The sequence below is a fragment of the Streptomyces sp. NBC_00536 genome (assembly GCF_036346295.1).
Classification (GTDB): Bacteria; Actinomycetota; Actinomycetes; order Streptomycetales; family Streptomycetaceae; genus Streptomyces.
The window spans coordinates 376451-391305 of sequence record NZ_CP107819.1 but is presented as its reverse complement, the minus strand read 5'-3'; the positions used below and the strand labels follow the sequence as shown (position 1 = coordinate 391305).

Below are 14855 nucleotides of genomic sequence, written 5' to 3'. Positions count from 1 at the left end.
GTGCTTCGCGAGGGGTTTTGCGGGTGGGGATCTTCGGTAACAGGCGGCGGCAGCAACAGCTGGAAGAGGAGATGGCGAAGCTGTGCGGCGAGCTGGACGCCGCGCTGCGCGGCCCGGCGCCGGCCGATGTGGACGAGCTGTTCGGCAAGGTGGCCGGCTATCTGACCGAGCTGCGCGGCCGTCCCGTGCGGGTGCTTCGGCGCAACTTCCCGCCCGGCCTGTCCGGGCTGTGGCTGGACCGCGAGCACGAGGACGTGATCGTCGTGGTGCGGAGCACGAGCCCGTTCCACTCCCTGGTCATCCTGGGGCACGAGATCTGGCACATGGTCCGCGGTCACTGCGGCACCCACGAACACGGCTCGCAGGCCGCGACCCGGCTGCTGGTCGACGTCCTCGGCCCGGGGCCGCTCGACCAGGCCATCCTCAGCGTCGCCGCGCGGACGCACGCCGTTCCCGGCGACGAGGCCGAGGCCGAGGCGTTCGGGCGCCGGTTCGGCAGCAGGATGCGCCGCCACGTCGAACACCATCCCGGCCAGCGGCTGCTCAACGGCCCCGGGCAGCGGATCCAGTCGTCCCTCGGAGGCTCGGAGGACTGATGAGCAGTGCGGACTACTACATCCCGGCCGTGGTGCTCGCCCTGGTCTTCCTCGCCAAACTGCCCGCCCTGCCGCGCAGGTGGCGCAACCCCATGGTCCGGGGGGTCGCCGGGCTGATCTTCCTCATCGGTGCGGGCTTCTTCTTTGCCGCGCCCCCCACCATCGGGTACGTCAACCGGACGACCGGTGTCGACAACATCTCGGGCCCGCTCGTCTACTCGATCATCAGCGGGTGCAGCACCCTGGCCATGGTGCTGCTGACCTACTGGCGCAGCGGTTTCGGCGCGGAGGTCCGGCGGCAGGTCCGCGCGTGGCTGTGGGGCGGCGCCCTCGTCATCGTGTCGATCGCGCTGTTCTTCGCCTCCGGGGACGCACCGAGCGAGCGGGTGCGCGACATGGACACCTACTACGCGTCCACCCCGGGCATCCGCGAGATGATCGTCCTCTACCTGCTCTGGCACACCGCGATCTACGCCACGCTCACCCGCATGTGCCGCCGGTGGCTGCGCGAGGCCGAGGGCTGGGTCCGGGCCGGACTGCGCTGCCTCGTCGCCGGTTTCGCGCTCGGCACCTGCTTCGGGCTGGCCAAGGCCGTCGCCCTCGCCGCCCGTTGGTCCGGCGCCGACCTCGACTACCTGAGCAGTGACGTCGCGCCGCCCATGGCGGGTCTCGGATCGCTGCTCTGCGCGGCCGGCTTCCTCATCCCGCAGGGGGAGCGCGTCGGCGTGCTCCTGGGCACCTGGCGGCGGTACCGGGGGATGGGTCCGCTCTGGCGCGACCTGCGGGCCATCGCCCGTGAGCCGGACCTGACGCTGACGCTGCGCAGGCCGTCGCTGGACGACCGCCTGGCCTACCGGGAAACGGACCTCCACGACCAGCTGATCGCCCTCGCCCCGTACTGCGACCCGGACGTCATGACGGAGGCCCACGAGGCGGCCCTGCGCGCCGGGACGGGGCCCGGGGAGGCCCGGTGCGCCGCGGCCGCCACCATGATCGCGGCCGCCGTGGCCACCGCCACCGCCACCGCCACCACCGCCGCCGCCGACCGGGGCGCGGGGCCGGAGCAGCTCGACGGGGCCGCGGCGGCCGCCGGGTTCGAGGCGGTCTCCCTGGTCCTGGGAGGGGGCGGCGACACGCTCGCCCGGGTCGCGCGGCACTATGGGGTGCTCTCCCGCCGGACGGTGACCACCGGGCCCGCCCGGCCCGCCGTACCCGCACGGAAGGTCGCACGATGATGCGCTCGCAAGGCCTCGATTTCTACATACCGGGTGCCTTCCTGGTCGTCATCCTGCTGCTCAGGCTCCCGGCCCTGTGGCGGGACCCGCGCAACGAACTGCTGAGGTCCGTCTGCGCGGTGCTCGGCCTGGCGGTGTGCGTGGACTTCGCCACCGCCGTGCCCTCGCTCAAGGCGATCAACCGCTTCACCGGAGTGCCGAACGCCGCCGCGCCACTGGTGTATTCGCTGCTGACCGCCTTCTGCGGTGCGAGCATCGTGCTGATCATCCGGTGGAACAGCGGGCCGGAGAAGGCCGCGTGGTCGGCCCGGTGGGCGCGTCGCTGCTATCTGGTCACCGCGGCGGTCGTGGGCCTGATCAACGTCCTGTTCGTGCTGGGTGACGCACCGGTGGAGCGGCTCACCGACATGGACACCTACTACGCGACCACGCCCTACATCCGCGAGATGCTCCTGCTCTACCTGCTGGCCCACACGGCGAACGGGATCATCGTGACCGCCCTGTGCTGGGTGTGGGCGCGGCAGGTGCACGGCGCCCTGCGGGCCGGGCTGATCCTCATCTGCGTCGGCCACCTGTTCAACCTGCTCTACGACGGGCTGAAGTTCACCGCGATCGGATTCCGCTGGTTCGGTCACGACCGGGACTACCTCAGCGAGGGGGTGGCCCCCGTCGTCGCCTCGCTGTCGGTGATCCTGATCGGCGGCGGGTTCGTACTGCCGCTCGCCGCACAGCGGTTCACGAGCCACCGGGACCTGTGGCGCCGGTTCCGTCAGCTGCGGCCCCTGTGGAAGGAGCTGAGCGCGGCGACCCAGCACACGCGGGAACTCGCCGAAGGGCCACGGGCCTCCATCGAACTGCGCGTGACCCAGCTGGAGGCCGACATCCACGACGGGATCCTCACCGTGAGCCCGTACCTGGACGCCGCGGTACGGGAACGGGCCCTGGCCAGGGCGCGCGAGACCACCGGCTGCGCCGAGGACGCCGAGGCGACCGCGGACGCGGCCGCGCTCGCCCACGCGGTGGTGGCGTGGGCGTGGCGCGTCCCGCTGCCCGAAGGCGCGGACCCCCTGCGGCAGAACCACCGTTCCGTCCTGGTCTCCCCCGATGACCCCTCCGGACTGGTGCGGATGTCCCGCGCGCTGTCCTCGGACATCGTGCGGTCCTTCCGTGAAGCGGCCGCGCTGCGGCACACCCCCGATATACCGGTGCCGCAACGCTAGCCGTTTCCTGCCCGGGGGAGGACTTCCTCCCCGGGGCCGCGTGGCCACTAGACCAGATCGATGATCGATTGCGCAAGTGAAACGATCCTTGAATGTTTCCTTTCGGAGTCTCCGCGTCCGCCGACGCTGGATTTGGCGTGCGAAAACCCCTGAAACCGCCGCTGGTCAGGCACTTGGCCAGCGGCGGACAGGGTTCGTCCGACCCGGGGGCGGGGTTCTGATGGGTTCATCCAGGGAAACGATCGTTGATGGATTTCGCGGTCAGGTGATCTGCGTCAGCTGATCTGCGTCAGCTGATCTGCCACCGCTGCGCACCGGATCCGCCGGACGGCTGCTGGCTGACCGGGGAGCCGTCCGCCGCGGAGGCCGTGGTCAGCAGGAGCGCGCTCTTCTTGCCGGTCACCGCGTACTCGCCGCCGCCGAGGGCGGTGAAGAGCCAGTGCTGGCTGTCGCCGCCGGTGCAGGTGGCCTGGACGACGGCCGCGCCCGCACCGGTGGAGCCGCCCGCCACGTCCACGCACAGGTGCGAGAGGGCGTTGGCCAGGGTGTAGGTCCCGTCGGTGTTCAGGCTCAGCTGCCATTGCTGGTTGGGGCCGCCGTGCGGGGTCCAGGTGATCAGCTGGGTGCCGGAGGCCGTGGAACTCGCCGGGTCGTCCAGCGCCTTGCCCGCGGCGGTGAGGGTCCGGGTCCCGCTCAGCGGCCCCCCGTACACCTCGAACTCGTACAGGGAGTAGCCGTAGGCCGTGCCGCGCTGGGTCGCGTACAGCCGGATGTAGCGGCCGGAGCCGGAGAGGCCGGTGAGGTCCTGGACCCCGCCGGTCGCGGTGGCGGTCGTGTACGCGGTGCGCCAGGCCGAGCCGTCGTCGGAGAACTGGATCTGGAAGGCCTTGCCGTACGCCGCCTCCCAGCGCAGCACCACCCTGCTGACGGCCTGGGTGGAGCCGAGGTCGACCTGGAGCCACTGCGGGTCGGTGTAGGCGCTCGACCAGCGGGTGGCGGGGTCGCCGTCGGTCGCCGCGGCCGCCGGGAAGCTGGCCGTCTCGGTGCTGGAGGCGGTGGTCGGGCGGTTGCGGGCGAGGTTGCCCGGCTGGGCGAGTCCGGGCCAGGCCGGGTTGTGCCCGACCGCGGTGACGATCGGGGTGAAGGCGGCGTAGGTGCTCACCGGCTTCGGCGACCCCCAGGTCTGCTGGGCGAGGGCCCGTAGCGGGTTCATGATGCCCGCGGCGATCTGTGCCTCCGTCTCGGCGCCCGGGTTGTCGCACCACACGTGGATCAGCGATCCGGGGTTCTTGGCCGGGTCGGTGAGGGTGTTGCCGCCCTCGAACAGATCGGGGGTCCAGGTCTCGTACATCCAGCGGGTGTCGGGCTTCGCGCCGCCGAGCACGTAATAGGTGGGCGTCCAGGACTCGTTGGCGACCTTGTGCCCGGCCGCCGCCAACTGCTGCGGGGTGAGGCCGTAGTTGTACCAGTACTCGACGAGGATGCCCGGGTTCGGGGTGAGGGTGCCGTCCCCGGCCTTGATGCCGTCGTTCCACATCCGGGTGGTCTTGCCGCCCGCCCGGACCAGGTCGTCCGCCCAGTTCACGAACCCGTAGTAGGTGTCCTTGGCGGTCGCGTTCGCGCCGTAGTGGGCGCGGGCGTAGCTGAGCAGCTGCGGGTACTTGGAGTAGTCGGTGACGTATTCGTCGGCGCCGATGTGCCAGTACGCGGCCGGGAACAGCGGCAGGTACTCGGTGACCAGGTCCTTGATCAGGGCGTACGAGGCGGGCAGGGACAGGTCGATGAAGTCGGCGCTGACCGCGCCCGTGCTGCTCTTGAGCTTCAGCTCCGGGTGGGCGGCCAGGATCGGGTTCATGTGCCCCGGGGTGTCGATCTCCGGCACGATCGTGACGTGGTACTTCTGCCCGAGCGCGACCAGGTCGGCGATGTCCTGCTTGGAGTAGTGGTCGGCGGAGACGATCTCGGGGTGCGTGGCGCTCTCCAGCCGGAAGCCGAAGGTGTCCGACAGGTGGAAGTGGAAGTAGTTGAGCTTGAGGTAGGCCAGTTCCTTGATGTGCTGCTTGACCCAGTCGACCGTGAAGAACTTGCGGCCCTGGTCGATCATCAGTCCGCGCTCGGCCTTGGCCGGCCAGTCCACGGCGGTGCCGGCCGGGACGGAGGGGGACTGGTGCAGCAGCTGGAGGACCGAGCGCGTGCCGTAGAAGGCGCCGGTGTCGGTCCCGGCCTGGATGGTGAGCGTCGCCGCGACGGTCATCCGGTAGCCCTCCGCGGGCAGCGTGGCGTCCCCGAGGGCGAGGGCGATGTCACCGGGGGAGGCGCTGCCGGTCACGACGGTCACCGGACGCCCGGCGAGGGCCCCCAGGTCCTCGGCCAGCGTCGCCGCCTCGTCGGAGAGCCGGTCCGCGGACGCGGGGTCGACCACGATCCGGCTGGTGCCCGTGAAGGTGTACGCGCCGGTGCCGGCCGTCCACTGCCGTAGCGCCGGGATGGTCTGGGGTGGTCCGGCGGCGGCCTGCGCGGGCGGCGCGGCCGGGGCGGCGGCCGCGGGTACGGTCAGTGGGGCGAGGGCCAGTGCGGCCACGGCCAGGACGGCGGCGATCAGGAGTCTGAGCAGACGCATGTGAGTCCCCAAGCGGTGGGTGGGAAGGGGAGTGCGTGTGGCGGGCAAAGTGCAGCGCAGTGCCGCGTTCATGTCAATAGGTGCTCGAAGAGGCCTGGTTGCGCGCAGGATCGCGCACGCCCCCGCCGTGTCGCAACGCGCGCACCCGGTGCTCGCGGGCCGATAGTGGGACCTGTGAGCGACAGAGAACGCGCCGCGTGGTCCGGGCCGGAGGGGGCCCGCGCCTTCGCCTCGGTGGTGGCGTCCACCGACTGGCTCCTGGGGTACCCCTTCGTCTTCCGGGCCCTGGCGCGGCGGATCGACAGCGGGCACGTCCTGGTGGACTACGGCTGCGGCCCCGGCGTCGTCGCCGGGCACGCCGCCCGGCTGCTCGGCGCGCGCGTGCTCGGCGTGGACACCTCCCCGGAGATGCTGGAGCTGGCCCGGGCCGCCGGGACGGAGGTCGCCGCGTACCACCTGGTCGAGAACGGCCGGGCCGTCGGCCTCGCGGACGGCTGCGCCGACGCGGTGATGTGCAGCCACGTACTGGCGTCCCTGCCGACCGAGGAGGCCGTGCTCTCGGTGTTCGCCGAGGTCCGCCGACTGCTGCGCCCGGGCGGCCTGTTCGTGCTGCTGGCCACCGACCCCGCGTGCGCGGGCACCGAGTACGCCTCCCTGCGCATCGGGGAACCCGGCGAGGTCTACGGGCCCGGCGACCGGGTGACCGTACGGCTGCTGCTCACGGACGGGACCTGGCAGGAGATGCCCAACCACGCGTGGCTCCCCGCCGTCCTCCCGCCGCTGCTCGCACGCGCCGGGTTCGGCGACGTCGCACAGCACCACCCGACCGTGGACGAGGCGCTCCTGATCGCCGACCCGGACCTCGCCCGCGGCCGCCCGTGGACCGCGGAGCGCGCCGCGCCGCCGCTCGTGGTCACCACCGCCACCGCGCACTGACCGGAAGGGGCTCTGATCCGGCCTCGGGAAGCCTTGCCCGCGCGCTGATCGTGGTGTTGGCTGCTGGGGCCATTCATGCGGTGCTGACGCTGTGTCACCCGGTGAATTCCCTCCCGTCCAGGCGGCCTTGCGGGGTACGCCGTGACCTTGAAGCCGAGGCCGCGCATGACCGTGCCGACGTCGCCGCCGTCCCGCGCAGTGGACGCGCTGGCAGCCCGCCACCGGCTGGGCACCCTGGAGCACACCTTCCGCCCCGAGAGCGAGGTGGGCATAGCGGAGAAGTACCGGACCTGGTTCATCGCCGGCTCCCTGACCGGCATAGCCGCCCTGCTGGGCGGTGGGGTCCTGTTATGGCGCGAAGTGAGCTGGGGGGTCGCGCTGTTCCCCCTGTGGATCGGCGTGCTGGCCGCCGTGGCGGTCGCCAACAGCCCGCTCTTCCGCAAGGGCCTGGCGGGCAGGCGGCTGCACCTGTACGAAGACGGGCTGGTCGTCAACACCACCGGCAAGGAACTGTTCGCGGTGCGCTGGGAGCGGGCGGTGCTCTACCAGGAGACCGTCCAGGAGGTCATCAACTACAAGGGCACGCAGACGCCGGTCGGACGCTCGCACGTCTCCGTGCTGGTCGCGCCGGGCGGGGCGCGGGCACGCGTCACCGACGTCTACGCGAACTCGCCCACCTGGGCCCCGCTGATCGCCGAGGGCGTCGCCCGCGCCCAGGCGGACAAGGTGTGGAAACTGGTGCGGGAGGGCGGGACGGTCGCTTTCGGCCCGCTCAAGCTGTCCCGGGCCGGTGTCACGCACGACCCCCAGGGGATGCTGCCCTGGGGCGAGGTCAGCGAGGTCGCCGCGCGCGGCGGCATGGTCTGCGTCTGGCGCACCGGACAGACCAAGGCCTGGTGCGCGCCCAAGTCGCAGCAGGTGCCCAACCTCCTCGTGTTCCTCACGATCGTGGACACCATCCGCCGCCGGTAGTTCCGTGGCGGGAAGAGCCGCTCAGGGCTGGACGTGCCGGGCCACGAAATGGCCGTCGGCGAATTCGATCGTGAAGGTGACCTGCTGTTCCTCGGACAGGACCCGAGGATCGGCCTCGATGTCGGCGCGTTCGACGTAGACGGTGTCGTGGGCGCCGTACGGGACGAGGAAGCCGTATCCCTTGTCGCGGTTGTAGGACTGGACGAACCCCTTGACCCGGGCCTCGGCCTCGTCCGTGCCCCTGTCGTCCATGCTCCCTCCTTGACGTCGGGGCCGCGGCCACGGCCGCGCGCCCGAGGCGGTGTGTCCGCCCAGTGTGGGCCGTTGCGGCGCGGTCCGCGCGCCGGGGGCCGCCGGCCGGGGGCGAGTACCGGGACTTTGACGACACGATCTACCATCCCGTGGCATGGCGATGTTCGTGCACGTGACCTCGGCGGCGAACGCGCCGCGCATCCGGCGGTCCGGGATCCGGGCGGTCAGCCACGGACAGGGCGGCGCGCGCGGGGTCTACTGCTTCCCGGTGCTGGCCTCGCACACCCTCACCCACCAATGGGTGCGCGAGCTGGCCCGTTCCGGGAGCCGGGGCGGGCTCGTGGCCGTCCATGTGCGGCTGGACGATGCCCAGGACGTGCTGGTCGGGCGGTACTCGGACCGCGCGCGGGACGCCCAGGCCGTGGTCCGCGCGGCGGAGGCGGTGCGGCGGGTGGCCGCGCTGGAGGACCCGCGGGGATGGGAGGTCTTCGTCCCCCGGGCGATCCGGCCGCGTGAAGTGCACCGGGTCCGCAGCGCGCCGCAGGTGGCGGGCTGGCGGTACGTGCCCGACGCGCACGGCGTACGCCCCTGCACCTGCTTCGGGTGCCGGGTGCGCGGCGGGTACGGGGCGCGGCGCCTGCGCGAGCGGCTGCCGCATCCCTTGGACGGCCCGCCGCCACCCACCAGGGTGCTGCTCACCCGGGTCGCGGCGGCCGGTGACCCCGGGGACCCGGCCGCGCTGCGTGAGGCACTGGGGTGGTTCGGGATGCGTCGGCGGGGCCCGCTCCGCGAGCTGGGGCGGCTCGCGGCGCACCCGGACCCCGGGGTTCGGGAGGAACTGGTGTGGGCGGTCGCCCGGTGGTCGACCCCAGGGGTCAGCGAGCTGCTGGACGGCCTCGCCGCAGACCCGGACCCGGACGTCCGGGAGGCGGTGGAGGCCGTGCGCGACGCGGGGTGACCCACGGGCGCGCCGCAGCACCCGTCAGGGCCGGGGGAGCCCGGCCAGGACCGCGCGGGCGGCGATCTCGCCCTCCTCGTACGCGTGCGCCCGGGCCTCCCTGATCGCGTCGTCCAGCTGGCGCACCGCCTCGGGGGTACGGCCCGTCGCGGCGAGCGCCTCCCCGTACAGGGTGCGCAGCACCACGCGCCGGGGCGCCGCCAGCGGGGGCGCGGCGAGGGCCAGCCCACGCGCCGCGTGGCGGGCGGCCTCGGCGGGGGCGCCGACGGCCAGGAGGTGCGCGGTGAGGTGCTGGTGGGCGAGGGTGACCGTCTCGGTACGTCCGGCCTCCTCGGCCAGCGCCAGCGCGCGCACCAGCAGCTCCCGGGTCCGCTCGGGGGTGCCGCGCCGGGTGAGCGCGACGGCCAGGTTGATCCGGGCCACGGCCTCCCCGGCGGGGTCGCCCGCCAGGGCGGAGAGGCCGGGGGCGCGTTCCAGGTGGCCGAGGGCCTCCTCGGACCGGCCCTCCTCGGCGAGCACCCAGCCCAGCAGGGCGCGGGCCCGTGACTGGGCGCCGGGATCGCCGTCGCGCTCGGCGCAGGCCAGGCCCTGTTCGAGGAGCGGCACCCAGCCGTCCCGGACCTGCCACAGGATCAGCGGCCACTGGAGGAGGACCAGCCGCCAGGCACGGCCGTGCAGCCCCGCCGCGACGGCGGCGTCGACGGCCCCGCGCAGGGTGTCCCGCTCGGCGGAGTACCAGGCGAGCGCGCTCGTACGGTCCGCGAACCCGCGGATCGCGGCGGACGGCCGGGCACCGGCGGGCAGGGCGCAGCAGGGTTCGCTGCCGGGCTCCGCGGCGGCGCTCGCCGCGAGGAGCGTGCTCAGCCAGTGGTCGAGCAGCCGGATCAGCCCGGCGGGGTCGTGCCCGGGGGCCAGGCTGCGGGCGTAGAGGCGGACCAGGTCGTGCAGTACGTACGTCCGCGGCCCGGCCTCGACGACCAGCTGGGCGGCGGCCAGCTGGTCCAGCGCGACGGCGGCCCGGTCCGGCGGGCAGTCGGCGAGCGCGGCGGCCGTACAGGTGTCGAGGGTCGCGCCGGTGTGCGGACCGAGCCGGTGGAACATCCGCCGCGCCGGTTCGGGCAGTTGCCGCACCGTGAGGCCGAGGGCGGCGCCGACACCGGTGTCTTCGAGGTTCAGCAGGTCCAGTCTGCGGTGTTCGTCGGAGAGTTCGCGCACGAAGGCGGCCAGCCCGCGGTGCGGATCGGTGGCGAGCCGGGCGGCGGCGACCCGCAGGGCGAGCGGCAGGCCCTCGCACAGCGCGGCGAGCCGCGCGGCGGCCTCCGGTTCGGCGGCGACCAGCTCCGGGCCCAGGTCCGGGCCCAGCGCGGCCGCGAGCAGCTCGGTGGACCGGGCGGCGGGGAGCTGGGCGAGCGGGACCGGACGGGCGGCGTCCGAGGCCACGAGGCCGCCGAGCCGGTCCCGGCCGGTGACCACGGTGACGCAGTGCTCCCCGCCCGGCAGCAGCGGACGGACCTGCCCGGAGTCGCGGGCGTTGTCCAGGACGATCAGCATCCGCCGTGCGGCGGTCAGTTCGCGGTAGCGGGCGCCCAGCGCCTCGGCGGAGCCGGGCATCTGCTCGGCGGGCAGGCCCAGGGCGAGCAGGAACGCGCGGAGCACGGCGGTGGGGCTGCGCGCCGGGACGGTGCTGTACCCGTGGAGGTCGACGAAGAGCCGGCCGTCGGGGAAGTCCGCGCCGCGCCGGTGCGCCCAGTGCACGGCGAGCGCGGTCTTCCCGACGCCGGGGCTGCCGGTGATCAGGGCGACGGCGCCGGGGGCGGCGGTCACGGCCCGGTCGAGCGCGGCCAGTTCGTCCTCGCGCCCGGTGAAGGCCCGGGGACGGCGGGGGAGGAGCTGCGGAAACGGGGCGGCCGGGGCGGCCGGAACCACGGCCGTGGGCGTCGGGGCCGGTATCGGCGTCGAGGCCGTGGCGGGGGCCTGTGCGGGGGCCGGTACAGGCAGCGCGCCCCGGATCGGGGCCGCGGCGGCGGGAGCCGCTGCGGAGCCGGTCCGCAGTAGAGCGGTGTACGCGTCGGTGAGCACCGCTCCGGGATCCACGCCGAGCTGATCGGCCAGCAGCCGTCGGGTGCGGTGGAACCAGTCCAGGGCGTCCGCCTGCCGCCCCGCCCCGTCCAGGGCCCGCATCAGCGCGGCGATCAGCGGCTCCCGCAGCGGGTGCGCGACGGCCTCGGCGCGCAGCACCGCCGCCGCCGTGCCGTGCTCGCCGAGGAGCGCGTGCGCCCCGGCCAGTTCCTCCACGGCCGTCAGCCGCAGCTCCTCCAGCGCGTGCGCGGCGTGCTCCAGCAGCGGGCTGTCCACCGTCCCGGCGAGCGCGGGCCCCCGCCACAGCGCGAGCGCCTCCCGGAGCACGGGCAGGGCCGCGCGCGGTGCGCCCGCGGCCCGGGCGGCCCGGAGCAGTTCCTCGAAGCGGTGCGCGTCCACCCGGGTTTCGGGCACCCGCAGGAGGTACGCCGCTCCGTGCGTGCGCAGTTCGACGCCGTGGGCGGGCGCCCCGTGCGCGGCCAGCAGAGCCCGTAGCTGCGAGACGTGCCCCTGCACCACGGTGCGCGAGTGCCGGGGCGGCTCCCCCCGCCACAGCGCCTCGGTCAGCCGGTCGACGGCGACGGCCGCGTTGGGGCACCGCACCAGCATGGCCAGCAGACCGCGCCGCTTGGCCGGGCCCAGGGGCAGCGGCTCCCCCCGCTCCGACACCACGGCCACGGGTCCGAGCACGCGGAACTCCATGCGACAACCACCTTGCTCAACGCGTCACGGCCCCCCGGCCGAGGGTACGGCGGCCCATTTCGACACATGAGGGGGTCTCCGGCCATTTATCCCCGCGGGCCCGGCCACCGGATCCGCGGGGGAGCCGGACGGTCGGCCGGTGCTCCGTTAGCGGGGCGTTAGGCCGACGTTGGGCGGGGGTGGGACCCTCCTGCGGGCCGGGTGTTCCGTGTCGGGCGGTCCTGCTCCCCCGCAGGGGATGGGAGCATGGCTGCCCGCGCCCGCGCCCGGACCCGCTTCCGGGGCCCGCCCGTCCTCAGCCCGCGATCGGGTACATGGACCCGCGACGCCCCTCCGGCGACGCCAGCCACTCCAGCTTCTCGGCCGTGTCGGTGCCCGGCAGGGGAGTGTGCAGGACGATGGACAGGTCGGGGCGGGCCGGTACGCGCAGCTGGGTCGACTCGACGAACAGTGCGCCCACCACGGGGTGTTCGAACTCCTTCTGCAGCTGACCGCCCGGCTCGATGTCGCGCCGTTCCCACAGGTCCGAGAACACCGGGCTGACCTCCCTCGCCTCCTCGACGACCGCGCGGAACCCGTCGTCGTTCGGCGTCTCCGAGCACGCCGCCCGGAACTGGGCGACCACGTGGGAGGCGATCTCCTCCCAGCGCTTGGTGCGCGACCGGTAGAGGGGGTCGGTGAAGAACGCGATCAGGCAGTTCTGCACGATCTCGGGACGCATGCCGAGCACCATCGAGGCCGCGTCGTTGTACATCACGGTGTTCCAGTAGACGTCCATGATGTGCGCGGGGAACGGCATCCACGCGTCGATCAGCCGCTGCAGCCCGTCACACATGTTCTGCGCGGACGGCGCGACCTGCGGGGCGGGCGGGTTGAGACCCGCCAGCACGTACAGGTGCCGCTGCTCGGCGCTGGTCAGCTTCAGGACCCGGCCCACCGCGTCGAGCACCTGGGGGGACACCGTGATGTCGCGGCCCTGCTCCAGCCACTGGTACCAGGAGACCCCGACCCCGGCGAGCACCGCGACCTCTTCCCTGCGCAGGCCCGGGGTGCGGCGGCGGGCCCCGCCGTCCGGCAGTCCGGCCTCCGTCGGGGTGATCCGCGCCCGTCTGCTCATGAGGAACTCGCGGAGTTCGGAGCGCCGGTGCTTGTCGATCGGTGTGGCCACGAAAATCCCCCTACTGGCTGCCTGGTGGTGCCACCACCAGCATAAGTTCCCACTCTGCACGGGCATTCCCGGGCGGCGAAGGTGGGGCCATGACCACCGACACACAGACCTCCCGCACCACGGCCGCGCCCCCCGCGGCCACCGCCGCACCAGCCGCGGCCACCCCCGCACCGGCCCCGGCCCCCGGCGGCGACCGGCTCACCGGCCGGGCGAAGCTGGTCCTCTTCGTGCTGTGCGCCGCCCAGTTCATGGTGGCCCTGGACTTCTCCGTGCTGAACGTGGCCCTGCCGGTGCTCGGGAAGGACCTGGGCCTCGGCCGGTCCCAGCTCCAGTGGGCGGTCACGGCCTTCTCGCTGCCCTCCGGCGGCTTCCTGCTCCTCTTCGGCCGGATCGCCGACCTCTACGGACGCAAGAAGCTGTTCCTGACCGGGCTCGTCCTCTTCGGCGTCGCCTCGCTGCTGGCCACCCTCGCCTGGAACCCGGCGTCCTTCCTGGCCGGGCGCGCCCTCCAGGGCCTCGGCGCGGCACTCATCGTGCCCACCGGCATGTCCCTGCTGACCACCACGTTCCCGGAAGGCCCGCTGCGCGCCAAGGCCCTCGGCATCTCCGGCACCCTGCTGTCCCTCGGCTTCACCGTCGGCATGGTGCTCGGCGGCGTCATGACCGACACGCTGGGCTGGCGCTCCACGATGGGACTCCTCACGGCCACCGCGCTGATCGTGCTGGTCCTGGCCCCCCGGCTGCTGCCCGAGTCGCGCAACCCCGAGCGCCCCCGGCTGGACGTACCGGGCGCCGTCACCGTCACCGGCGGTCTGCTCGCGCTGATCTACTCCCTGTCCACGGCGGCCCAGGACGGTTTCGGCCGGGCCGACGTCTGGGGCACGCTGGCCGCCGGGATCGTGCTGCTCGCCGTGTTCGCCGTGGTGGAGACGAAGTCCCCGGCCCCGCTGGTCTCCCTGCCCATGCTGCGGCGGCGCACGGTGGCCTGGGGCAACATCGGCGGCCTGGTGACCTTCTCGATGATGTCGACGGTCGTCTTCGTGCTCACCCTCTACCTCCAGGAGACCCTGGAACTGTCGTCCTTCCGGACGGGTCTGGTCTTCGGCGTCCAGGGGGTCATGTCGGCCGTCGCCGGCACCTACGCCTCCCGGGTGATCGGCCGGATCGGCGCACGCCGCACGCTGGTGGTCTCGCTCTTCGGCCAGGCCGCGTTCACCGCGGTGCTGCTCGCCGTGGGCGCCGGATCGGGTGCGCTGCTGGCGACCGTCGCGGTGTCGGCGGCCAGCATGTGCCACCTCGGCGCGATCATCTCGTACGGGGTCACGGTGACCAGCGGCGTGCCGGACGGGGAACAGGGCCTGGCGACCGGCCTGGTGACCACCACCCAGCAGGTCGGTCTCACCATCGGCATCCCGCTGCTCGGTGTCCTGGCGACGACCCAGGACTCGCTCTTCGACGGGGTGCGCACGGTCCTGGCACTCGACGTGGCGGTCCTGCTCGTGGCGGGCGTCCTGATCGGCCTCGGGCTGCGCGACCGGACGAAGAACCGCGCCTGACCGGAGTCTGACGGGCCCTCACTTCCTGGCCCAAGGGTGAATACGTATCCATCATGACAGGTCAGAGGGTGTTTTCGTAGGACCAAGGGCACAGCCGATTGCCCTTGTTCGACCCCCTGTGCGGCTTTCAGAATCTCCCTCATGACGTTCTCGGCGCACATCAGTCACGACGCGGTCCTACGAGCAAGAGTGGCCCTCCTGGGGTCGGGGAAGCCCCTCCTCGCGGAGCGGGTCGCCGCCTACCGGATCCTCGCCCGGGTGAGCCCGCTCGCCTACCTGCCGCTGCTGGCGGGCGCGCTGCGGAAGTACGGGGCGCGGGAGTTCGCGCACGAGCCCGCGATCCAGCTCGCCCTGCTGGCCGAATCCGTCGCCGCGGCACGGGAGATGTACGCGAGGGAGCCCGGGCGGGCCGGTCTCCTGATCGATGCCCTGCGGGCGTACGGGGGTCAACTGGCCCGGATGGAACGGCGGGCGGAGGCCCGGGCGGCCGACGAGGAGATCACCCGCCTCGTGGCCGGGGAGGGATAGCCGGAAGCCCCGGGGCACGCGCCCCGGGGCTCC

12 protein-coding genes are annotated in these 14855 nt (G+C 73.5%); 8 read left to right on the top strand and 4 right to left on the bottom strand.

What is annotated here, in order from left to right:
* The first annotated feature begins 23 nt into the window (after positions 1-23).
* From OHS33_RS01740 to OHS33_RS01730, 3 genes are read left to right on the top strand one after another with little or no spacing between them, the layout of a single operon-like run.
* Positions 24-596 carry a toxin-antitoxin system, toxin component gene (locus tag OHS33_RS01740; RefSeq protein WP_330328583.1) on the top strand — a complete coding sequence of 191 codons (573 nt, stop codon included), beginning with the start codon at positions 24-26 and terminating at the stop codon, positions 594-596.
* Positions 596-1831: an MAB_1171c family putative transporter gene (locus OHS33_RS01735; RefSeq protein ID WP_330328582.1), complete on the top strand. Its 1236-nt coding sequence runs from the start codon at positions 596-598 to the stop codon at positions 1829-1831. The genes OHS33_RS01740 and OHS33_RS01735 overlap by 1 nt, the downstream gene beginning before the upstream one ends.
* On the top strand, positions 1828-3051 hold the full coding sequence (locus OHS33_RS01730; protein WP_330328581.1) for an MAB_1171c family putative transporter: 1224 nt from the start codon (positions 1828-1830) through the stop codon (positions 3049-3051). Before OHS33_RS01735 ends, OHS33_RS01730 begins: the two co-directional genes overlap by 4 nt.
* A gap of 289 nt (positions 3052-3340) precedes the next feature.
* Here OHS33_RS01730 and OHS33_RS01725 read toward each other — a convergent pair whose 3' ends face one another.
* Entirely contained in the window at positions 3341-5671 is a 2331-nt protein-coding gene (locus OHS33_RS01725; protein ID WP_330328580.1) for a family 20 glycosylhydrolase, read from the bottom strand.
* A 174-nt stretch (positions 5672-5845) separates the two neighbouring features.
* Between OHS33_RS01725 and OHS33_RS01720 the strand changes: the two genes are divergently transcribed.
* Positions 5846-6607, top strand: a complete 762-nt coding sequence (locus OHS33_RS01720; protein WP_330328579.1) for a class I SAM-dependent methyltransferase — start codon at positions 5846-5848, stop codon at positions 6605-6607.
* A 165-nt stretch (positions 6608-6772) separates the two neighbouring features.
* Positions 6773-7579: a DUF6585 family protein gene (locus OHS33_RS01715; RefSeq protein ID WP_330328578.1), complete on the top strand. Its 807-nt coding sequence runs from the start codon at positions 6773-6775 to the stop codon at positions 7577-7579.
* Positions 7580-7600: 21 nt separating this feature from the next.
* On the opposite strand, the gene OHS33_RS01710 is transcribed toward OHS33_RS01715, so the two are convergent.
* Positions 7601-7831 carry a cold shock domain-containing protein gene (locus OHS33_RS01710; protein WP_330328577.1) on the bottom strand — a complete coding sequence of 77 codons (231 nt, stop codon included), beginning with the start codon at positions 7829-7831 and terminating at the stop codon, positions 7601-7603.
* Between the two features lie 154 nt (positions 7832-7985).
* On the opposite strand from OHS33_RS01710, the gene OHS33_RS01705 reads away from it, so the two are divergent.
* Entirely contained in the window at positions 7986-8789 is an 804-nt protein-coding gene (locus OHS33_RS01705; protein ID WP_330328576.1) for a HEAT repeat domain-containing protein, read from the top strand.
* Positions 8790-8813: 24 nt separating this feature from the next.
* On the opposite strand, the gene OHS33_RS01700 is transcribed toward OHS33_RS01705, so the two are convergent.
* Together OHS33_RS01700 and OHS33_RS01695 are read right to left on the bottom strand one after the other, a co-directional pair.
* Positions 8814-11570 (bottom strand): AfsR/SARP family transcriptional regulator, encoded by a 2757-nt coding sequence (locus tag OHS33_RS01700; RefSeq protein ID WP_330328575.1) that lies wholly within the window; start codon positions 11568-11570, stop codon positions 8814-8816.
* A gap of 295 nt (positions 11571-11865) precedes the next feature.
* Positions 11866-12687: a helix-turn-helix transcriptional regulator gene (locus OHS33_RS01695; RefSeq protein ID WP_330334860.1), complete on the bottom strand. Its 822-nt coding sequence runs from the start codon at positions 12685-12687 to the stop codon at positions 11866-11868.
* Between the two features lie 140 nt (positions 12688-12827).
* Here OHS33_RS01695 and OHS33_RS01690 point away from each other — a divergent pair, with 140 nt between their 5' ends.
* Together OHS33_RS01690 and OHS33_RS01685 are read left to right on the top strand one after the other, a co-directional pair.
* Complete coding sequence (locus tag OHS33_RS01690) at positions 12828-14294, top strand: MFS transporter (RefSeq protein ID WP_330328574.1); 1467 nt, start codon at positions 12828-12830, stop codon at positions 14292-14294.
* A gap of 141 nt (positions 14295-14435) precedes the next feature.
* Positions 14436-14822, top strand: coding sequence for a hypothetical protein (locus tag OHS33_RS01685; protein ID WP_330328573.1), 387 nt, complete (start codon positions 14436-14438; stop codon positions 14820-14822).
* Positions 14823-14855: the final 33 nt, after the last annotated feature.